Origin of the sequence: Kitasatospora sp. NPDC058184 (assembly GCF_042883725.1) — a bacterium.
In the GTDB taxonomy this organism is placed as follows: Bacteria; Actinomycetota; Actinomycetes; order Streptomycetales; family Streptomycetaceae; genus Kitasatospora.
On record NZ_JBHVVE010000026.1, the window covers coordinates 101,404 to 121,838 of the forward strand.

The following is a 20,435-nucleotide window of genomic DNA, read 5'->3' on the forward strand; positions in this document are numbered from 1 at the left end:
CGTCGGGGCCGGGCCGCCGCCGGCGCCCCGGTCCGGACCTCCGTCGTCGGTGCCGGCCGCCGGTGCGGCGGCCCGCGGACGGGCCTGCGCCGTGGCGGGCGCCGCGTCCGTCCGCGTGCCGTGGTGACCGCCCCTGCTGTCTGCGCTGCTCCCGTTCACCCCTACATCATGCTGGAAGCGCCGCCTCATGCGGCGCGGCGGGCGGCGATCCGCTGCGCGTCCGGCCAGCGGACGTCCCGGACCCAGCCGGCCAGCTCGAACCAGCGGATCAGCCGGGCCGAGGAGTCGATCTGCCCGCGGAGCACCCCGTGCCGGGCCGAGGTCGGGTCGGCGTGGTGCAGGTTGTGCCAGGACTCCCCGCAGGAGAGCACGGCCAGCCACCAGACGTTGCCGGAGCGGTCCCGGGAGCGGAACGGGCGCCGGCCGACGGCGTGGCAGATCGAGTTGATCGACCAGGTGACGTGGTGCAGCAGCGCCACCCGGACCAGCGAACCCCAGAAGAAGGCGGAGAGCGCGCCCTCCCAGGACAGGCTCACCAGGCCGCCGATCAGCGCGGGCAGCAGCAGCGAGATGGTGGTCCAGAGCCAGAACAGCCGGGAGATCCGCCGCAGGGCCGGGTCGCGCACCAGGTCCGGGGCGTACGTGAGCTGCGGGGTCTGCTCCTCGTCGAACATCCAGCCCATGTGGGCCCACCAGAGGCCCTTCATCAGCGCCGGGACGCTCTCCCCGTAGCGCCACGGCGAGTGCGGGTCGCCGTCCTTGTCGCTGAACCGGTGGTGCTTGCGGTGGTCGGCCACCCAGCGCACCAGCGGGCCCTCGACGGCGAGGCTCCCGGCGATCGCCAGCGCCAGGCGCATCGGGCGGCCGGCCTTGAAGGCGCCGTGGGTGAAGTAGCGGTGGTAGCCGATGGTGATGCCGTGGCAGGTGAGGTAGTACATGCCGACGGTGATCGCGAGGTCCGTCCAGCCCAGCCCCCGGCCCCAGGCCACCGGGACGGCGGCGACCAGGGCGGCGAACGGCACGAGGATGAACAGGGAGAGCGCGATCCGCTCGGCCGGGCCCTGCTTCTCGCCGCCGCGGGTGGCGGACAGCCGGGTGGCGGCGGTGTCGGAGTCGCCGGTCCCGGCGGTCTGGTCGGCGGTCTCCACGGCGTCGTCGGTCTCCACGGGTGCGGCGGGGTCGGTGGGTTCGGCGGGTTCGGGGTCGGGAGACGGAGTGCGGGACGCGGCGTTCCCCGCGCGCGCCTCGCCTGCCTGGATGGTCATGGGCGTCCCTTGTGCGGCGTCCCGGAACGGGAGCGAAGCGGAGCTACGTTGGCGTAACCTACGGCATCGTAGGTTGCGCTCCGTGTCCAGGGGAACACACCGCCGCGCGGCGCTTGAGTGAATTCACCCGACTGGATGGATGAACCGGGGGGCCGGCGGGTTCGGCCGCCGGGGCTGGAATCCGGGCCGTGGATCGGTCAAGTCGATACCCACGGCAGGGCCCTCTCGGGTAGGGTCTGACACGACTGTCCGCCGTGGTGTAATGGCAGCACAGGGCCCTTTGGAGGCCTTTGTCTGGGTTCGAATCCTAGCGGCGGAGCCTCTGCACGCCTCGGGTTCGGGCGTTATCCGTGGCGCCGGTATTGTCGGTGCTGCTCGGCGGACTGTGCGAATGGCGACCGGCCTGGGTCCGGGCCGGGCCTGCTCTGCCCTCTCTGTGAACCTACCGAGGAGCCTCCCCGCATGGGTGCCAATTCGCTTGCCGCCGTTGTCGTGCTCGCCGCCGGTGGCGGGACCCGGATGAAGTCGAACAAGCTGCCCAAGGTGCTGCACGAGGTGTGCGGCCGCTCGTTGGTGGGTCACGCGGTCTCGGCGGCCCGGGAACTGACGCCTGGCCAGCTGGTCGTCGTGGTCGGCCACCAGCGCGAGCTGGTCGTGGCGCACCTGACGGAGCACTACCCGGCCACCCGCACCGCGGTGCAGGCGGAGCAGAACGGCACCGGGCACGCGGTGCGCACCGCGCTGGAGTCGCTGGCCGCCGACGGCGCCGTGCTGGACGGCACCGTGATCGTCACCGCCGGCGACTCGCCGCTGCTGACCGGGGAGACCCTGCGCCGGCTGGCCGACGCGCACACCGCCCAGCAGAACGGCGTCACCGTGCTGACCGCCGTCGTCCCGGAGCCCTTCGGCTACGGCCGCATCCTGCGGGACGAGGACGGCACCGTCGCCGCGATCGTCGAGGAGCGCGACGCCAGTGCCACCCAGCGCGCGATCACCGAGATCAACTCCGGCGTCTTCGCCTTCGACGCCAAGCTGCTCACCGCGGCGCTGGGCGAGCTCACCACGGACAACTCGCAGGGCGAGGAGTACCTGACCGACACCCTGGAGATCCTGCGCACGGCGGGCCACCGGGTCGGCGCCGTGGTGGCCGAGGACCACCGGGACATCCTGGGCATCAACGACCGGGTCCAGCTGGCGCAGGCCCGCCGGCTGCTGAACGACCGCCTGCTGGAGCGGGCGATGCGCGAGGGCGTCACCGTGGTGGACCCGGCGACCACCTGGTTCGACGTGCAGGTCACGTACGAGCCGGACGCCGTGGTGCTGCCGAACACCCAGCTCCAGGGCGCCACGCACCTGGGCGAGGGCTGCGAGGTCGGCCCGAACTCGACCCTCAAGGACACCCTGGTCGGCGCCGGCGCCCGGGTGAGCAACACCACGGCCGACCGCGCCGAGATCGGCGAGCTGGCCACCGCCGGCCCGTACGCCTACCTGCGGCCGGGTGCCCGGCTGGGCCGCAAGGCGAAGGTCGGCACCTACGTCGAGGTGAAGAACTCCGAGCTGGGCGAGGGCGCCAAGGTGCCGCACCTGTCCTACATCGGCGACGCCACGATCGGCGAGGGCACCAACATCGGCGCGGCCTCCGTCACCGTGAACTACGACGGCGTGAACAAGCACCGCACGGTCATCGGCGCGCACTGCCGCACCGGCTCGGACAACATGTTCATCGCCCCGGTCACCGTCGGTGACGGCGCCTACACCGGCGCCGGCTCGGTGATCACCAACGACGTCCCGGCCGGGGCGCTCGGTGTGAACCGGGCCACGCAGCGCAACATCGAGGGCTGGGTCGAGCGCAAGCGCCCCGGGACGGTGTCCGCGCAGGCCGCGAAGGCGGCGGCGGACGGGGCCGAGCAGGCCTGAGCGGGCGGGCCGGGGCCGGGGGACGGTCCCGAGGCGGACGGTTTCTGCGCGGGCGCGTAACCTTGGGGACATACGTGCGCCACAGGGCTTACCGCCCGTGTCCAGGCGTACCGACAATTCCCCAACCCGTACCGCGAGCGGGCCCTGCCTGCCCGCCACCGGGTCGAGGGTTCAGCGTTCGCAACGCGAGGAGACGGTGCAGTGAGCGGGATCACGACGTCGGGTGAGAAGAAGCTGAAGCTCTTCTCCGGCCGTGCCCACCCGGAGCTGGCGAAGGAGGTGGCCGAGGCGCTCGGGACCGAGCTGGTCCCCACCAAGGCCCTGGACTTCGCCAACGGCGAGATCTACGTCCGCTTCCTGGACTCCGCGCGCGGCGCGGACTGCTTCGTGATGCAGAGCCACACGGCTCCCATCAACCAGTGGATCATGGAACAGCTGATCATGATCGATGCTCTGAAGCGGGCCTCCGCCAAGAGCATCACCGCGATCCTGCCGTTCTACGGGTACGCCCGCCAGGACAAGAAGCACCTCGGCCGCGAGCCCATCTCGGCCCGCCTGGTCGCCGACCTGCTGCGCCAGGCCGGTGCCGACCGCCTGATGGCCGTGGACCTGCACACCGCGCAGATCCAGGGCTTCTTCGACGGCCCGGTGGACCACCTGTTCGCGCTGCCGCTGCTGGCCGACTACATCGGCGGGAAGGTCGACCGCGACAAGCTGACGGTCGTCTCCCCGGACGCCGGCCGCGTGAAGGTCGCCGACCAGTGGTGCGACCGGCTGGACGCCCCGCTGGCGATCATCCACAAGCGCCGCGACATCACCCAGGCCAACACCATCCTGTCGGCCGATGTCGTCGGTGACGTCAAGGGCCGGGTCTGCGTGCTGGTCGACGACATGATCGACACCGCCGGCACCATCTGCGCCGCGGCCGACGCGCTGTTCGACAACGGCGCCGCGGACGTCGTGGTGGCCGCCACCCACGGTGTGCTCTCCGGCCCGGCCGCGGACCGGCTGAAGAACTCGCGGGTGAGCGAGTTCGTGTTCACCAACACGCTGCCCACCCCGGCCTCGATCCAGCTGGACAAGATCACCACGCTGTCCATCGCCCCGTCGATCGCCGCCGCGATCCGCGAGGTCTTCGAGGAGGGCTCCGTGACCAGCCTCTTCGAGGGCGTGCACTGACGAAGGCCTGTGCAGGCGGCCCCGGTCCGGTCGGACCGGGGCCGCCGCCGATTTCGCGGGAGGCCGTTCGTGCGGTTAGACTCGTGAAACTGCTCGGCGAGGGATGCCGTGCGCCTGCTTGCCGGGTGCCCGCTCCGTGATCGACGCGCTGCCGGTGCCGGACTCCCGTCCACCGGCAGGCCGTTGCCGCCGAGTGACCCCCGAACGTACTGAGGGTGTGGTCCCGGCGGTTTTCGCATTGCCTGCACCCCCGCGCCATTTCCACGAGGAGTGCAGTCGTGTCCGAGATCCGTATTGCCGCTGAGACCCGTTCCGAGTTCGGCAAGGGTGCCGCCCGTCGCGCCCGCCGCGCCGGCTTCGTCCCCGGTGTCGTCTACGGCCACGGCCACGCCCCGGTTCACCTGAACCTGCCCGGCCACGACCTGATGATGGCCCTGAAGACCCCGAACGCCCTGCTGGTCGTCCCGATCGAGGGCAAGGACGAGTACGTCCTGCCGAAGGCCGTCCAGCGCGAGGCCATCAAGCGCACCATCGAGCACGTCGACCTGCTGCTGGTCAAGCGCGGCGAGAAGGTCACCGTCGAGATCCCGGTCCACACCGAGGGCGAGCTGGCCGCCGGCGGCAACCTGCTGGAGCACGTCCTGAACGCGCTCCCGATCGAGGCCGAGGCCACCCACCTGCCCGAGTCGGTCACCGTCTCGGTCGAGGGCCTGGAGGCCGGCGCGGCCATCCACGCCAAGGACATCGTCCTGCCGGCCGGCGTCACCCTGGCCGTCGACGCCGACGCCGTCGTGCTGCAGGTCATCGGCGCCCAGGCCGCCCCGGCCGAGGACGAGGCCGCCGAGGCCGAGGGCACCGAGGCCTGAGCCTCGCCCCGTTAGTCGGACCGCTGCCCCGGTCGCTCCCGTCGGAGCGCCCGGGGCAGCGGCGTGTCCGGGATGATGACGACGAGCGCGAAGGAGAGGAAGGACGGCATGGCGGACGAGTACGAGGGCCCGTGGCTGGTGGTCGGGCTGGGCAACCCCGGGGAGCAGTACGCCCGGAACCGGCACAACATCGGCTTCATGGTGGTGGACCTGCTGGCGCAGCGGATGGGTGCCAGGTTCAAGGCGCACAAGAGCCGGGCGCAGGTGGCCGAGGGACGGCTGGCGGGCAGGCGGGTGGTGCTGGCCAAGCCGATGTCCTTCATGAACCTCTCCGGCGGGCCGGTGACGGCGCTGCGCGACTTCTACAAGGCGCCGGCCTCGGCGCTGGTCGCCGTCCACGACGAGCTGGACATCGACTACGCGACGCTGCGGCTGAAGCTGGGCGGCGGGGACAACGGCCACAACGGGCTGAAGTCGATCACCAAGTCGCTGGGCCCGGACTACCACCGGGTGCGCTGCGGGATCGGCCGTCCGCCGGGCCGGATGGAGGTCGCGGACTTCGTGCTGAAGGACTTCTCCGCGACCGAGCGCAAGGAGCTGGAGTGGTTCGTGGACCGCTCGGCGGACGCGGTGGAGGCGCTGCTGTCCGAGGGGCTGGAGCGGGCCCAGGGGACGTACAACTCCTGAGCCTCCTGACCGTCCGTCAGGACCCTGTGCGGGGTACGCAACGGTCGTACAACGCTTGGCCCGTCAAACCTGAATCGGTGTGAGAAACCTGTGCGGGATCGGATAGCGTCGGCCTGGTACGCGAACGAGTCCTGGGGAGTTCTCGATGCGGGAATTGCGTCCGGACCGCCGAGTGCGGTGGAGCCGGGGGGTCGAGCTGAGGCGGCTCGGCCGGCGGGTCGGTACGGCCGGTGCACTGGGGGTGGCCGGCGTCCTGCTGTCGGGCGGTGCGGTGGCGCACGCGGAGCCGGTCGCCGAGTCGGACCCGGCGGTCTCCCCGGAGCCGGCGGCGGCGCAGTTCGGCCCGGTGCTCGGTGACTCGATGGGCCCCGACGCGGGGCTGCTGGCGGTCGGCGGCGGCCTGGTGGTCGCGGCCGGCGGCGCGGCGCTGTGGCTGAAGCGCAAGCGCGCGGGCGAGAGCGCGGAGTAGGAACCTCACGGCCGAGGGCCGGTGTCCCCGACGGGACACCGGCCCTCGGCCGTTCTCGGGCCGGCCGTCAGCCGGTGTTGCGCAGGCCGGCGGCGATGCCGTTGACGGTCAGCAGCAGCGCGCGGGCGCGCAGCGGGTCGTCCTGGCGCCCGGCCGAGAGCTCCTCGCGCTGGCGGCGCAGCAGCGCGACCTGGAGGTAGGAGATCGGGTCGAGGTAGGCGTCGCGGACGGCGAAGGTCTGCTTCAACACCGGGTTGTGCTCCAGCAGTTCGCTCTCGCCGGTGAGCCGGAGCACCTCGCGCAGGGTGAGCGCGTGCTCGGCCTTGATCTCGTCGAAGACGTGGTGCAGCTCGCCGGGCACCAGCTGCTCGACGTAGTGGCGGGCGATCCGCAGGTCGGTCTTGGCCAGCGTCATGGCGACGTTGGACAGGAAGTTGCGGAAGAAGTGCCACTCGCCGTACATCTCGTCCAGCACGTCGCCGAGGCCGGCCGCGCGGGCGGCGGCGAGGCCGGATCCGACGCCGTACCAGCCGGGGACGATCTGCCGGGACTGGGTCCAGCCGAACACCCACGGGATGGCCCGCAGGCCGTCCAGGCCGGCGCCGGAGTCGGGGCGGCGGGACGGGCGGGAGCCCAGGTGGAGCGAGGCGAGCTGGTCGACCGGGGTGGAGGCGAAGAAGTACTTCGGCAGGTCCTCCTGCTCGACCAGGCCGCGGTAGGCGGTGTGGGCGGCCTCGGAGACCTGGTCCATCGCGGCGTCCCAGCGGGCCAGCGACTCGGGGGCCTGGCGCGGGGCGGTGTGCAGCGCGGAGGCGGAGAGCGTGGCGGAGAGGGTCAGCTCCAGGTTCTCCCGGGCCAGCGAGGGGAGCAGGTACTTGTCGGAGATGACCTCGCCCTGCTCGGTGACCTTGATCTCGCCCTCCAGGGTGCCCCAGGGCTGGGCCAGGATGGCCTCGTGCGAGGGGCCGCCGCCGCGGCCGACGGTGCCGCCGCGGCCGTGGAACAGGCGCAGCCGGATGCCGTAGCGGTGGGCGACGTCGCGCAGCCGGCGCTGGGCGCGGTGGATCTCCCACTGGGAGGTGGTGATGCCGCCGAACTTGGAGGAGTCGGAGTAGCCGAGCATGACCTCCTGGACGTCGCCGCGCAGCGAGACGAGCAGGCGGTAGGACGGGTCGGAGAGCATCTCGTCGAGGATGCGGTCGGCCTGCTGGAGCTCGTCGGTGGTCTCCAGCAGCGGCACGATGCCGATCTTGGCGATGCCGGCGTGCAGGTCGATCAGGCCGGCCTCGCGGGCCAGCACGGTGGCGGCGAAGACGTCGTCGGCGCCCTGGCACATCGAGATGATGTAGCTCTCGACGATCTCGTCGCCGAAGCGCTCGAAGCCCTGGCGGACGGTGTTGAAGACGCCGAGGGTCTTGGTGCCGGCCTCGTCCAGCGGGGCCGGGGTGGGGGCGAGCGGGCGGCGCGAGCGGAGCTCCTTGGCGAGCAGCTTCTGCCGGTACTCGCGGGGCATGTCGGCGTAGCGCCAGGCCTCCTCGCCGAGCCGGTCGAAGAGCTGGCCGAGGGCGTGGTGGTGGGCCTCGGCGTGCTCGCGCACATCCATGGTGGCGAGCTGGAGGCCGAAGGCCTCGACGGTGCGGATGGCGCGGGCGAGGCGGCCGTCGGCGATGAGCTCGCCGCGGTGGGAGCGCAGCGAGTCCTGGATCAGCCGCAGGTCGGCGATCAGCTCGCGGGTGCCGAGGTAGTCGCGGCCCTCGACGTGCGGGGTGCCGCCGGCCAGCCGCTCGCGGGTGTTCTCCAGCTTGAGCCGGATGCAGGTGGCCTTGAGGCGGTAGGGCTCCTCGGCGTTCATCCGCTTGTAGCGCGGGCTGAGTTCGGGGAGCAGGTGCAGGTCGGTGTTGAGCGAGGCGAGCAGCTCGACCGAGGCGCCGGCCAGCCGCTCGGAGGTGGAGAGCGTGTTGCGCAGGTCGTCGATCGCGGCGAGCGCGTCCTTGATGCCGTACTCGTGCTGGAGGTTGAGGACGTCCCAGGTGACCTGCGGGGTGACGTTGGGGTTGCCGTCGCGGTCGCCGCCGATCCAGGTGCCGAAGGTGAGCGGGCGCACGCCGTCGGGCAGGCTCAGGCCGACCCGGGCGAGCTCCTCGTGCAGCTCCTCCAGGACCTCGGGGACGGCCTCGCGGTAGAGCTCGTCCAGGTAGTAGACGGCGTTGCGGGCCTCGTCGGTGGGCTCGGGGCGGGCGATGCGCAGCTCGTCGGTCTGCCAGAGCAGGTCGATGACCTCGGCCAGGCGGCGGTCGGCGGAGCGCTTGGCGCTGCTGGTGCGGGCCTGGTCGGCGGCGGCCAGGCCGGAGGTGACCTCGTCGCGGTGGATGCGGTCGAGGAGTTCGCCGATCCGGCGCAGCTTGTTGAGGACGCTGCGGCGGGCGGCCTCGGTGGGGTGCGCGGTGAAGACCGGGCGCACGGCGAGGTGGGCCAGGGTGTCCTGGAGGTGCTTGGCGTCGGCCTCGGCGAGCAGGTCGGCGGTCTGCGCGAGCAGCGAGCCCTCGCGGGCGCGGCGGGTGGCGAACTCGCGGCCGCGGTGCACCTGCTCGGTGACGTTGGCGAGGTGGAAGTAGGTGGAGAACGCCCGGACCAGCTTCGCGGCGGTGTCCAGGTCGATGTCGGAGAGGAGTTCGGCGGTGGCCTCGCCGTCGGTGCGGCTCAGCAGGCGGACCTGTTCGACCAGGCCCAGCAGCTGGGGGCCCTCCTGGCGGACCAGCGTCTCGCCGAGCAGGTCGCCGAGGCGGCGGATGTCCGCACGCAGGGCGGCGTTGTCGGGATCGGCGACGACGGGCGTGGGGCTGTCCGCCGGGGTGGGGACCGGAGCGGTCACGGCTGTCTCCCTGTGGTGGTGGGGTTCGGCAACGGCTCATCGTCACAGGTCCACACGCGTGTGGCGGGTGTGACGCGTGCGGACCGCGCTGTCCGACGCGACCAGCATAGGTGTCGGGGAGGGTGCTGTCCGCGACGTGGCCGGATGGCGGACAGGGCTGCCGAAAACCACCTGTGGTCTGGACCACTTGACGGCCTAGGGGGGTGTACGGGGAGATCCCGGTGGGGAGGGGAGGGGGTTGCCGCTTACGCTGTGGGGCATGAGCAACTCGCCTGGGGAGCGCGTGCCGGTCCGGTCGTTCTTGTGGTGGAAGCGGCCGCGCAGCGCTTTCCTGGACATCGGGCTGGCGTTGCTCGCCGCCGTCGAGTGCGCGGCCAGCACGATCGCCTTCCTCTCCGCCCGGATCCACGTCAGCACCGCGGGAGCGGTCGGGATAGCCGTGCTCGGCACGCTGGCCGGCGGCTCCCTGGTGGTGCGCCGGCGCTGGCCGGCCGTCCCGGTGCTGGTGACGCTGCTGGTGATGCCGGGAATGCTGGGCGTGGTGCTGCTGGTGGTGGCGCTGTACACGCTGGCATCGACCTGGGAGTGGCCCTCGCGGCGCCGCCGGGTGGTCGCGCTGTCCGCGCTGGCCTTCGCCGAGGCGGCCGCCGTGATGGCGGTGTCGCTGATGACGCCCGGGGACGGGCCGGTGGACCCGCCGCCGCTGTGGGGTCAGATCCTGCTGTCGCTGCTGGTGGCGGTCGGGCTGACGGTCGCCCCGGTGCTGACCGGACTGTACGTCGGCGCGCGGCGGCGGCTGATCGAGTCGCTCAAGGACCGCGCGCACGGCCTGGAGACCGAGCTGGACCTGCTGGCCGAGCAGGCGCAGGAGCGCGCCCGCCGGGCCCGGCTGGAGGAGCGCACCCGGATCGCCCGGGAGATGCACGACGTGGTGGCGCACCGGGTGTCGCTGATGGTGGTGCACGCCGGGGCGCTGGAGCGGATCGTCGGCAAGGACCCGGAGAAGGCGGCGCAGAGCGCCAAGCTGATGGGCGAGGTCGGCCGGCAGGCGCTGAACGAACTGCGCGAGATCCTCGGGGTGCTGCGGATGGACGACGAGCGGCAGCCGGAGCCGGACTCGCTGGCCGGGCTGCCGCGGCTGGTGGACCAGTCCCGGGTGGCCGGGATGGCGGTGACCCTGACGGTCAGCGGCAGCCGGCAGGAGTTCACCGGCGAGGCCGAGCAGACCGCCTACCGGGTCGTCCAGGAGGGCCTGACCAACGCGCACAAGCACGCGGGCGGCGCCCAGGTGTCCGTCCTGCTCTCGTACGCGCCGAACGGGGTGCGGGTGGCCGTGGTGAACGCCTGCCCGGGCGGGGAGCGGGGCGCGGCGAAGCTGCCCAGCGGGGGCAACGGGCTGGTCGGGATGCGGGAACGGGTGATCGCGCTGGGCGGCACCTTCTCCTCCGGGCCGGAGGCGGACGGCGGGTTCCGGATCGAGGCGGTGCTGCCGTCCCGGCTGGCGGTGCGGGCCGAGCGGCTGCGCTGAGCCGGGCCCGGTGCTCCGGCGCTCCCGGTGCTCCTCCTCCGTACGCCTCGGTGCCCGTCAGCACTCGTCAGTACTCGTCCGGGGTCCGCAGCCGCTCCGGGGCCGTGCCCAGGACCAGGGCGGAGACCGCCTGGTCGATGCCGTGCCCGAGGAACCACTCGCCGGTGTGGTCCAGGCTGTAGACCCGGCCCTCCTCGTCGACGGCCAGCAGCGCCTGCCCGTACGCCTCCTCGCCGAGCGGGGCCAGCCGGGTGCCCAGCGCCCGGCCGAGGTCGAGCAGGGTGCGCGGCTGGTGCAGGCCGCACAGCGGGTCGATCAGGAACGGGGTGCGGGCCAGCTGGCGGCCCGGGCCGGACAGGTCGAAGGCGAGGCCGCCGAACTCGGCCCAGGCCTCCACCGCCGCCGGGAACACCGCGTGCGTCACGCCGGTGGGCGCGCCGTACCCGACCAGGGCGTCGGCCCACTCCTCGGCCTGCCGGATCTGCCAGCGGCCGGGGTGCCAGCCGGCCGCCTTGAGCTCGGCGGCGACGTCGGCGGGGAAGCGCGGGCGGGTCCGGGCGCCGGCGGGGGAGAGGGTGGCCGGTGCGGGCGGGATGGGCGGGTTCAGGGCGGGCTCCAGGGCTGGGGGACGGGGGACGTGCCGGCGGCTCGGCCGGTCAGTGCGCGGGCGGTCAGTGCGCGGGCGGCCCGACGGCGACGCTGCGCACGGTGAAGTGCTCCAGCATCGGAGCGCAGGAGCGGCAGGGCGGGGCGTGGCTGCCGTGCGCCGGATCCCCCTCCTCGCGGATGCGGACGGTCGTCATCCGGGAGCCCTTGAGTGCCTTGCGGGCCTCGTGCAGCGTCATCGGCTTGCGGGCGGCGCGCTTGGAGCGCCGGCCGTCGACCGCGGCCAGGTGCTGGGAGAGCAGGACGGCCTCCGGGCAGCGGCCGGTGAACCGCTCGCGGGCCTCCGTCGGCAGGGCGTCCAGGAAATCGGCGACCAGGTGGTGCAGCACCGGGCGGCGCGGGTCCTTGTCGCCCGCCAGGGTGTGCACCTCGCCGCCCTTGAGCGACAGCGCGGCGGCGACGGCGGGCAGCAGGCTGTCGCGGTGGTGGCGCAGCACGGGCGGGCCCGCCGGCTCACCGGTGGTCATCCGTCGTCCTCCTCCTGGTAACCCGGTGTCGGCCGGAGTGACCGGGCCCGTCCGGGGCAAGCCTGTTCAGGGGCAAGCCTGTCAAACGGCACTGACAACCGCGCAACCGGGGTGCGGCGGCGGCCGGTGGCGCCACGGACCGGCCCGGCGGTCACCCGATGCTGGCCGAACGCGCACGCGTCCGTCACGACTTGTCCGCCGATTTACCGAAACGGCCCCGGAGGCCGGTACGCGGCCGGTACCGTTCCGGCAGCGAGCCGAAGGGGGACGCGGCCGACCGCGCGGAGCAACCGCCGGGCGGGCCCGACTCCCGTGCCCGCGCCGGACGTTGAGGCCACCGGGGAGGGCCTGCCGCCCACCCCGGCGCTGAGCGAAGGGGCCCGTGCGATGACGTCGGAACCGCAGGACGACCACTGGCAGGCCGCCAACCAGGCACCCGGCGGCCACGTACCCGCACCGGACGAGCCGCCCCGGCCGGTGCCCGAGCGCCCCGTCGGGCTGGCCGTGGTCGGGGCCGGCTACTGGGGCCCGAAGCTGGTCCGCAACGCGCAGCAGACCCGGGCGCTGCGGCTGCACTGGCTGTGCGACCTGGACGAGGCCAAGGCCCGGGCGGTGCTGGGGGAGTACAGCACCGTCGGGGCGACCGCCAGCTACTGGCGGGTGCTGGCGGACGAACGGGTCGGCGCGGTCGCGGTGGCCACACCGGCGGGCGCCCACTACGCGCTGGTGCGGGCGGCGCTGGAGGCCGGCAAGCACGTCCTGGTGGAGAAGCCGATCACCACCTCCGCCGCCGAGGCCGAGGAGCTGGTCGACCTGGCCGAGCGGCGCGGGCTGGTGCTGATGTGCGACCACACCTTCTGCTACACCCCGGCGGTGCGGCGGATCCGCGAGCTGGTCCACGGCGGGGAGATCGGGGACGTCCAGTTCTTCGACTCGGTGCGGATCAACCTCGGCCTGGTGCAGCCGGACGTCGACGTGCTGTGGGACCTCGCCCCGCACGACCTGTCGATCCTGGACTTCGTGCTGCCGCCCGGGGTCGAACCGGTCGGGGTGTCCGCCCAGGGCGCCGACCCGATCGGGGCCGGCCGCGCCTGCGTCGCGTACCTGACGGTCCGGCTCAGCAACGGCGCGCTCGCGCACTGCCACGTCAACTGGCTCTCCCCGACCAAGGTCCGCACCACCCTGATCGGCGGCTCGCGGCGCACCCTGGTCTGGGACGACCTCAACCCGCAGGCCCGGCTGGCGGTGCACGACCGGGGCGTCGACCTCACCCCGCCCGACCAGCTCACCGACGAGATCCGGCACCGGGCGCTGATCTCCTACCGGGTCGGCGAGATGGTCGCGCCGGCGCTGGTCGAGCAGGAGGCGCTGCGCAACGTGATGGCCGAGTTCGCCGCCGCCATCACCGAGGGCCGGGCCCCGCTCACCGACGGCCGGGCCGGGGTGCGGGTGCTGCAGCTGCTGGAGGCGGCCTCGCTCAGCCTCGAACTCGGCGGGGTCACCGTGCCGGTGGGCGCGGCGGTCCGGGCCGGGGCGGAGGCGCGGTGAGCGGGGTGGTGCACGGTTCGGGGAGCGGCGCGGGGAGCGGTGCTGTTGGGGAGGGCGTCCCGCTGGTCGATCTGGCGGCGGCGCACGCCGAGGTGGCGCAGGAGGTGCGGGCCGGCTTCGACCGGGTGCTCGCCTCCGGAGCCTTCGTCAAGGGCCCCGAAGTGGCCGCCTTCGAGCGGGAGTACGCGGCCTTCGTCGGCGTCCGGCACTGCGTGGGCGCCGCCAACGGCACCGACGCGCTCGAACTGGCCCTACGCGCCCTGGACCTGCCGCCCGGCGGCGGGGTGGTGCTGCCCGCCAACACCTTCGTCGCCACCGCCGAGGCGGTGCTGCGGGCCGGGCTGCGCCCGGTGCTCGTCGACGCCGACCCGGAGTACCTGCTGATGGACCCGGAACGGGCCGCCGCCGCGCTGCCCGGCACGGTCGCGCTGCTGCCCGTCCACCTCTTCGGCCAACTCGCCCCGATGGGCCCGCTGCTGGCGGCGGCCGACGGCCGTCCGGTGGTGGAGGACGCGGCGCAGTCCCAGGGCGCCCGGCAGCACGGGCGCACCTGGTACGGGCGGATCGCGGCCACCAGCTTCTACCCGGGCAAGAACCTCGGCGCCTACGGCGACGCCGGGGCGGTGCTCACCGACGACGACGCCCTGGCCGACGCCGTCCGGCTGACCGGCGACCACGGCGCCCGCGACCGGTACCGGCACGAACGGTTCGGCTGCAACTCCCGGCTGGACGCGCTGCAGGCCGTCGTGCTGCGCGCCAAACTGCGCCGGCTGCCCGCCTGGAACGCCGCCCGCCGGGCCGCCGCCGCCCGCTACGACGCGCTGCTGGGCGGGCTGGACGGACTCGCCCTGCCCCGTACCGCGCCCGGCAACGAGCACGTCCGGCACCTGTACCCGGTGCGGATCGGCCCCGGTCGGGACCGCGACACGGTGCTGGCCGCGCTGCACGCCGCCGGGATCGGCGCCGGGGTGCACTACCCGGTGCCGGTCCACCTGCAACCCGCGTTCCGTCACCTCGGCCACCGCGAGGGGACGTTCCCGGTCGCCGAGCGGGCCGCCCGCGAACTGCTCAGCCTGCCGCTGCACCCGCACCTCACCGAGGCCCGGCAGCTGCGGGTGGCCGAGGCGCTGGCGCGGGCGCTGGGCGGGCGGCTGTGACGGCGGGGGCACTGCCCGCGCTCCGGGCTCTCCGGGGCAGGGGCCCGTCGTCCGCCTGGCTGACCGGGGGTTGAGGGCAGGCCCTAGGCTGGTGCCCAGCAAGCACCGTATTTTGCAGCAGCCAGTGGGGGCTCCCAGATGACGACAGGTCGGCCCGGCGTCGCCGCCGCACCGAACGCGGCGTACGCAGGTCAGGTGGTGCAGTTCCCGGACCCGGTCCGCGCGGAGCGGCACCCCGCCGGGGTCAGGGTGGACGAGTACGGCTTCCCGGACTTCGGTCCGTACGCCGCCGCCGCGGCCGAGGTGGCCGACCCGCCGGCGGGCTTCGGCGTGGACGAACTGCGGCTGACCGACTACGTCTCGGCCAACGCCGCGCTCTACACCCAGGGCCACCCGCTCTGGGCCGACCTCCCGACCGCCGTCGCCACCCCGCCCGGCTGGACCTGGCACCACGCGGTCGGCCGGGCCGCCCCCGGCTGGCGGCGGATGGAGCTCGTCCCGGTCGAGGTCAAGGCGCTGCTGCGGCACCACGGCGGCCTGGCCACCTCCGCCGCCGACCACACCCGCCGCGGCACCCGCCCGCTGCAGGAGCGCAGGCCGGTGCACTTCTCGCTGGCCGGGGACGGCGGCGACCCGATCGGCGTCCCCGAGGACCTGGTGCAGCGCGCCGAGGAGCGCCTCGGCTACCGGCTGCCCGACGCCTACCGCACCTTCCTCAAGCTGGGCGGCGGCCGCGCCCCGGTCGGCGTGGCGCTGGACACCGAGCTCGGACTGCTGCTCGACCAGCCGTTCCTGACGCTCACCGAGGAGTACGGCACCGACGACGTCGTGTACGCCAACAAGTGCCTGCGCGACCACCTCACCAAGGACTACCTGGGCATCGCCTACGCGCAGGGCGGCCTGGTCGCGCTCAAGGTGCGCGGCGAGCGGACCGGCTCGGTCTGGTTCCACCTGTACGACGACGCCCGCGACGCCGGCGGCCCGGAGGCGCCGGAGGACCGCTGCGCCCGGCTGCTGCTGCCCTGCGGCGAGGACTTCGACGCCTTCCTGCTGCGGCTGGCCGGCAGCCCGCCGGAGCTGGAGACGGTCGCGGAGCTGATGGTGGACGGCGGGTTCGCCCGGGCCGTCCCGGTCGGCTGAGGCGCGTGGGCGCGGTGTTCGTGGTGCTCGCGGTGGTGTCGGTGGCCGAGGTGGTCGCGGTGGAACGGGGGACGAAGAGGATGCGGACAGGGGTGAACCGGGCGTGGTGACGTACGCGCAGGCGCAGGAGCTCGCCGAGGAGTGGATCAACGGCGGGGTGCCGCGCTCGCAGCAGCGCGAGGTGCGGGTCCGGGAGTTCGACCTGGGCTTCGTCTGCTGGGCGGTGGCGCCCACGGGCCCGGCCGACGGCTCGGGCGGTGCGGGCGGCGGCTCGGGGGAGGCGCGGCTGGTGATCGCCCGGGACTCCGGCGCCAGCACGCTCTGGCCCGCGCTGCCCGTCAACGAGGTGGTCCGGCAGTACGAGGAGGTCTACGGGCGGCCGGTGGCGGCCAACCCGGCGGGGGCGGCGAAGCCCGCGCCCGGGCCGGTGGAGGCGACCTCCTTCCTGCTCAGCCCGCCGCAGTGGCTCCAGGAGGCGGGGGCCGCGGCGATCGCGGCGGAGGCGGAGCGGCTCGGGACGGCTCCGGCCGCTGTTGCCGCCGCTGCCGCGCCCGTTCCGGCTGTCGCGCCCGTCGAGGAGCCGCCCGCCGCGGCGCCGCGGCCCGGGCCGGCCGTGCTGACCGAGCCGCCGGACTCCGGCCGGCCCGCCGGGGACGCGCCGACCATGCTCGCGCCGCCGGCCGGGCACGACGAGCCGGCCGTCGCGCTGGTGCCGCCGGTCGCGGCTCCGGTCGCGCCTGTTGCGTCCGCGGCGCCCGTCGCGCCTGTGGTGCCCGGCCGGCCGCCGGTCGAGGGCGAGGCCGCGACCGTCCTGATGTCCGAAGGGCTGCGGACCACCGGCTCGGACCTGCCCGAGCCCGCCGCGTCGGCGGGTGCCGAGGCCGCGACCATGCTGATGCCGCCGACGGGTGGCGGCTACGGCATGCCCCCGGTCCCGCCGTCCGCCGCCCAGCCGCCCGCCGCCCAGCCCCCGGCGCCGCCCGTCGCGCCGCCGGCCCCGGGACCGGCGCCAGTGCCGGCGCCCGCCCCGGCCGCCGAGCCGGCGCCCACGCTGCTCGCCTCGCCGGACGCGATGCCCGGGCTGATGGGCCTGCCGGGTGCCCCGGTGGCCCCGCCCGCCGGTGGTCCGCCCGCCGGTGGTCCGCAGGTGGAGCACGCGCCGACGATGCTGGCCCCGCCCGGTGGTCTGCCCGGTCTCGCCGGGCTGCCCGGTGCTCCGGCCCCGGGCGCTCCGGCCCCGGGCGCTCCGGCCCCCGGTGCCCCGGTCCCCGGAGCCCCGGTCCCCGTCGCCCCGGAGGCCGCCGCGCCGCAGGGCGGGCTGGGCCGTGGCGCGGGTTCGGGTCCGCCGCCGCCCCCGCCGGCCGCGCTGCGCGGTGGCCCCGCCGGTTCCCCCGGCCCCGGCCCCGCCGCCGGGCTGGGTCGCGGTGCGGGTTCGGGTCCGCCGCCGCCTCCGCCCGCCGGGCTGAAGCACACCCCGGGCTCCGGCACGCCCGCCGCCCACCCCGGTGGTCGTGGCGCCGCCTCCGCCCCGCCGCCCCCGCCCCCGGCGGGCCTGCGGGGCGGCGAGGCCCCGGCGGCCCCGCAGGCCGCGCCGGCCGCCGGCCCGGCCGCGTCCGGTCCGTCGTACGAGGCGACCCAGCTGGCGGGCGCGATCGACCCGGCGCTGCTGGGCGCCCCGGCGGACCCGGGCACCCCGCCGTCCGGCGGCCCCGCCGTCCCGCCGCCGCCCGGCGGTCCGGCGGCCCCCGCCGCGCCCGCGGCCGGCTACGGCTACCCGAACGCGCCCGGCGCCGCCGGGGTCGTCCCGCCGGCGGTGGTGCCCGGTTCGCCGCCGCCCGCGCCGGTGCCGCCGGGCGTGCCCGCGGTCGGCCCGGGGTACTTCGCCGCGCTCAGCTACCGGGGCCCGGACGGCTCGGAGCAGAAGCTGCTGCACCGCAGCGAGCCCGGCACCCCGCACCCGGAGTGGAAGATCCTCCAGGACCTGCGCCGGCTCAACGTGCCGCCGGAGCAGGTGCTGGAGCTCTACACCGAGCTGGAGTCCTGCGACCTGCCGGGCGGCTACTGCAACCGCATGATCGCCGCGTCCTGGCCGAACGTCCGGCTCACCCACACCGCCCCGTACGGCCGCGACCACGCGTCCCGGCAGGCCGGGATGGCCGAGCTGCTCGACCACCTGGACGAGCTGCACCAGCTGGCGTCCGGCGCCCAGCGGGTCCGCCCGTTCCGGGTGCCGCCGCCCGCGCCGGGGACGGTCCAGGCGCTGCCGCCGCTCCCGCCGCAGCAGCTCGCCCAGGAGACCGGGGCCGCCTTCGGGCAGAACCTGTTCCGCTACGAGCAGCGCGCCGTCTCCCGCCAGGGCGTGCCCGAGCCGGTGTCCCAGAGCCTGATGTGGGCCGGGCTGCCGCGCGACTTCGGGCCGTTCTTCTGGGCGCAGGCGCAGGAGGGCCGTCCGATCCCGACGCTCGCCGAGCTGGCCGCCGAGCGCGGCCTCGCCGCGGGCCCGGACTTCGGCGGCTACCTGGTGCTGGGCAACGACTACGGCCGCCAGCTGTGCGTCCAGTACGGCACCGCGCACGTGGTGGCCGTGGACATCGATGGAACCGGCCAGCCGCCCCGGTTCGTCAACAGCGGTGTACCGGAGTTCGTCCGCTCGCTGGCCCTGCTGGGCCGGATGTGGCGGCTCCGGTACGGGCTGACGCCGGACCAGGCCGGTCGATGGACGACCGACTTCCAGGCCCAGCTCGCCGCGATCGACCCGGCGGCCCTGCAGAACGCGGACACGTGGTGGGCCGTGCTGCTGGAGCAGTTCTGGGACGGCCTGCTGTAGCGGGTCGTCGCTGATCCTCGCAGGTGGGAGGGGTCGTTCCGGTGTCCGGAACGACCCCTTCGGCATGCCGACGCAGCCGTGCCTCGTTGGGGTTTCGCCCGGATCTGCGCAAAATAGGTCAAGAGGATGGGTCTATTCGTCCGGTCCTCGACACATTCCGGTCCGTACGACGGCGGAATCCGGCCCCGGCCTCCGAACCGGTTCCGGATCCGTCCGTTCCGTCCGATCATGGGCTCCGCAGCCCGCGAAACGAGGGGAAGAGCCCATGAGCGACGCCGTCCCCCAGTACGGCTTCACCCAGGCCCGCCGTGGCTACGTGCCCGAGCAGGTCGACCGAGCCCTCGCCGCCCTCACCGCGCAGCGTGACGAGGCGTGGGAGCGGCTGAGCGTCCTGGGCGCAGGCATCCGGCAGATGGAGGCCCGACTGGCCGACATCCGCCGGACCGCCGAGGACGCCCCGGAGCCCGACTACCAGGTGCTCAGCGAGCAGGCCGCCGGACTGGCCGCGATGGCCGAGAACGAGGCGCGCGCCGTCCGGGAGAAGGCCGAGCGCTTCGCCGAGGACCTGCGGGACGAGGTCTACGAGGCCGGCCAGGCCGCCGACCGCGCCGCCAAGGAGTACGGCACCACGACCCGTACCGACGCCGACGCGGCCGCCCGCCGCACCGAGGAGCGGACCCGGGCCGAGGCCGAGGGCATCCGGTCCGACGCCGACCGGGAGAGCCGTTCCGCCCGGGACGCCGCCACCGCCTACGCCGCCAAGGTGCGGGTGGCCGCCGCCGAGGCCAGCGAGCAGGCCGAGGCCGAGCTGGCCACCCGGCGCCGCAAGGCCGACGAGACCTTCGCCGCCGCCCAGGCCAAGGCCGACGCCGAGGACACCGAGGTCTCGGCGACCGCCGAGCGCCGGGTCAAGGAAGCGGAGCAGCAGCGGGAGACCGTGCTGAACCGGATCAAGCAGCTGGAGACGGACGCCCAGGCCAAGGCCGACCAGCTGATCGAGCAGGCCCGCCGGGAGGCCGAGAAGATCAACGCGGAGAGCGAGCGCGAGCAGCGCGAGTTCGACACCCGGCTGGACACGGTGCAGCAGCACCTGGACCACATCAAGGCCACGCTGGCCTCGCTCACCGGGGCGGCGGTCGGCCAGATCGAGCCCGAGGTGGCGGCTGCGGCCGCCGCGGCCGTCCAGGCCTCCGGCGCGGCCGCCACGACCCCCGCGCCGCGGGACGCCGTCGCGGACGCCGTCGTCGACGCCGCGCCGGTGGACTCGGAGGCGGACACCGGGGAGATCCCGGTGGCGAACCTGCGCAAGGCCCTGGCCCCCGCGGCTCCGGCCGGGGCCAAGGCCCCCGCCGCCCGGGAGGGGGCGGCGACCGTGCTGCGGACGCCGGTGGTCGGCAGCAGTGCCACCAGGGCCATCGGCGGGCCCGTGGCGACCGGCCCGGTGCCGCCGAAGCCGGCCGCGCCGCCCGCCGAGGAGACGGTCGACGGGACCGCCGACGGGACGGCCGCGGTGGAGAAGGGTGCCGGGAAGCCGTCGGAGGACGAGACCCGGATCGTCCCGAAGATCATCATCGTGGACGACGGCAGCGACTACGCGACCCCGCACACGGTGAGCTACAACCGCCGCTGACCGGGCGCCCGACCGCGCGCCGCGAAGGCCCCGACCGCCCCCACCGGGCGGGCCGGGGCCTTCGTCGTGCCGGTCGTGCCGGGGCGGGGCGGGGGTGGAACAGGGGGCCGGGTTCGGGATAGGACGGCGGCCGACGGGGTAGGCCCCGGGAACGAAAGAGGCCGAGACCCGTGGCGCCCTCCAGGAAAGGGCGCCACGGTTCCCGGCGCTTGGGCGG

15 protein-coding genes and 1 tRNA gene are annotated in these 20,435 nt (G+C 74.8%); 12 read left to right on the top strand and 4 right to left on the bottom strand.

Annotated features, from left to right (window positions below):
* Positions 1-185: 185 nt before the first annotated feature.
* Positions 186-1,265 (bottom strand): fatty acid desaturase, encoded by a 1,080-nt coding sequence (locus tag ACFVXH_RS34825; RefSeq protein ID WP_079271852.1) that lies wholly within the window; start codon positions 1,263-1,265, stop codon positions 186-188.
* 248 nt (positions 1,266-1,513) lie between these two features.
* Here ACFVXH_RS34825 and ACFVXH_RS34830 point away from each other — a divergent pair.
* From ACFVXH_RS34830 to ACFVXH_RS34855, 6 genes are all read left to right on the top strand, one after another.
* Positions 1,514-1,584, top strand: a tRNA-Gln gene (locus ACFVXH_RS34830).
* Positions 1,585-1,727: 143 nt separating this feature from the next.
* Complete coding sequence (gene glmU / locus ACFVXH_RS34835; RefSeq protein ID WP_387829891.1) at positions 1,728-3,182, top strand: bifunctional UDP-N-acetylglucosamine diphosphorylase/glucosamine-1-phosphate N-acetyltransferase GlmU; 1,455 nt, start codon at positions 1,728-1,730, stop codon at positions 3,180-3,182.
* Positions 3,183-3,383: 201 nt separating this feature from the next.
* Entirely contained in the window at positions 3,384-4,361 is a 978-nt protein-coding gene (locus tag ACFVXH_RS34840; RefSeq protein WP_049653615.1) for a ribose-phosphate diphosphokinase, read from the top strand.
* 278 nt (positions 4,362-4,639) lie between these two features.
* On the top strand, positions 4,640-5,227 hold the full coding sequence (locus ACFVXH_RS34845) for a 50S ribosomal protein L25/general stress protein Ctc (RefSeq protein WP_049653621.1): 588 nt from the start codon (positions 4,640-4,642) through the stop codon (positions 5,225-5,227).
* A 108-nt stretch (positions 5,228-5,335) separates the two neighbouring features.
* A complete protein-coding gene (gene pth, locus ACFVXH_RS34850) occupies positions 5,336-5,914 on the top strand; it encodes an aminoacyl-tRNA hydrolase (protein ID WP_074001289.1) in 579 nt (192 codons plus the stop codon).
* 145 nt (positions 5,915-6,059) lie between these two features.
* Positions 6,060-6,383: a hypothetical protein gene (locus ACFVXH_RS34855; protein WP_387829895.1), complete on the top strand. Its 324-nt coding sequence runs from the start codon at positions 6,060-6,062 to the stop codon at positions 6,381-6,383.
* A 67-nt stretch (positions 6,384-6,450) separates the two neighbouring features.
* Here ACFVXH_RS34855 and ppc read toward each other — a convergent pair whose 3' ends face one another.
* Positions 6,451-9,255 carry a phosphoenolpyruvate carboxylase gene (gene ppc / locus ACFVXH_RS34860; protein WP_049653627.1) on the bottom strand — a complete coding sequence of 935 codons (2,805 nt, stop codon included), beginning with the start codon at positions 9,253-9,255 and terminating at the stop codon, positions 6,451-6,453.
* Between the two features lie 259 nt (positions 9,256-9,514).
* Here ppc and ACFVXH_RS34865 point away from each other — a divergent pair, with 259 nt between their 5' ends.
* The gene (locus tag ACFVXH_RS34865; protein WP_049653628.1) at positions 9,515-10,783 is read left to right on the top strand and encodes a sensor histidine kinase; all 1,269 of its coding nucleotides are present in this window, start codon (positions 9,515-9,517) and stop codon (positions 10,781-10,783) included.
* Between the two features lie 67 nt (positions 10,784-10,850).
* On the opposite strand, the gene ACFVXH_RS34870 is transcribed toward ACFVXH_RS34865, so the two are convergent.
* Together ACFVXH_RS34870 and ACFVXH_RS34875 are read right to left on the bottom strand one after the other, a co-directional pair.
* Entirely contained in the window at positions 10,851-11,378 is a 528-nt protein-coding gene (locus tag ACFVXH_RS34870) for an SUKH-3 domain-containing protein (RefSeq protein ID WP_049653631.1), read from the bottom strand.
* Between the two features lie 76 nt (positions 11,379-11,454).
* A complete protein-coding gene (locus ACFVXH_RS34875; protein WP_049653632.1) occupies positions 11,455-11,916 on the bottom strand; it encodes a YwqJ-related putative deaminase in 462 nt (153 codons plus the stop codon).
* Between the two features lie 387 nt (positions 11,917-12,303).
* Here ACFVXH_RS34875 and ACFVXH_RS34880 point away from each other — a divergent pair, with 387 nt between their 5' ends.
* From ACFVXH_RS34880 to ACFVXH_RS34900, 5 genes are all read left to right on the top strand, one after another.
* Positions 12,304-13,464, top strand: a complete 1,161-nt coding sequence (locus ACFVXH_RS34880; RefSeq protein ID WP_387829899.1) for a Gfo/Idh/MocA family protein — start codon at positions 12,304-12,306, stop codon at positions 13,462-13,464.
* Positions 13,461-14,621: a DegT/DnrJ/EryC1/StrS family aminotransferase gene (locus ACFVXH_RS34885; protein ID WP_387829902.1), complete on the top strand. Its 1,161-nt coding sequence runs from the start codon at positions 13,461-13,463 to the stop codon at positions 14,619-14,621. Before ACFVXH_RS34880 ends, ACFVXH_RS34885 begins: the two co-directional genes overlap by 4 nt.
* Positions 14,622-14,759: 138 nt before the next feature.
* Positions 14,760-15,761, top strand: coding sequence for an SMI1/KNR4 family protein (locus ACFVXH_RS34890; RefSeq protein ID WP_049660184.1), 1,002 nt, complete (start codon positions 14,760-14,762; stop codon positions 15,759-15,761).
* 103 nt (positions 15,762-15,864) lie between these two features.
* Positions 15,865-18,588 (top strand): SUKH-4 family immunity protein, encoded by a 2,724-nt coding sequence (locus tag ACFVXH_RS34895; protein WP_387829905.1) that lies wholly within the window; start codon positions 15,865-15,867, stop codon positions 18,586-18,588.
* A 265-nt stretch (positions 18,589-18,853) separates the two neighbouring features.
* Positions 18,854-20,218, top strand: a complete 1,365-nt coding sequence (locus ACFVXH_RS34900) for a hypothetical protein (RefSeq protein ID WP_380741124.1) — start codon at positions 18,854-18,856, stop codon at positions 20,216-20,218.
* Positions 20,219-20,435 lie beyond the last annotated feature (217 nt).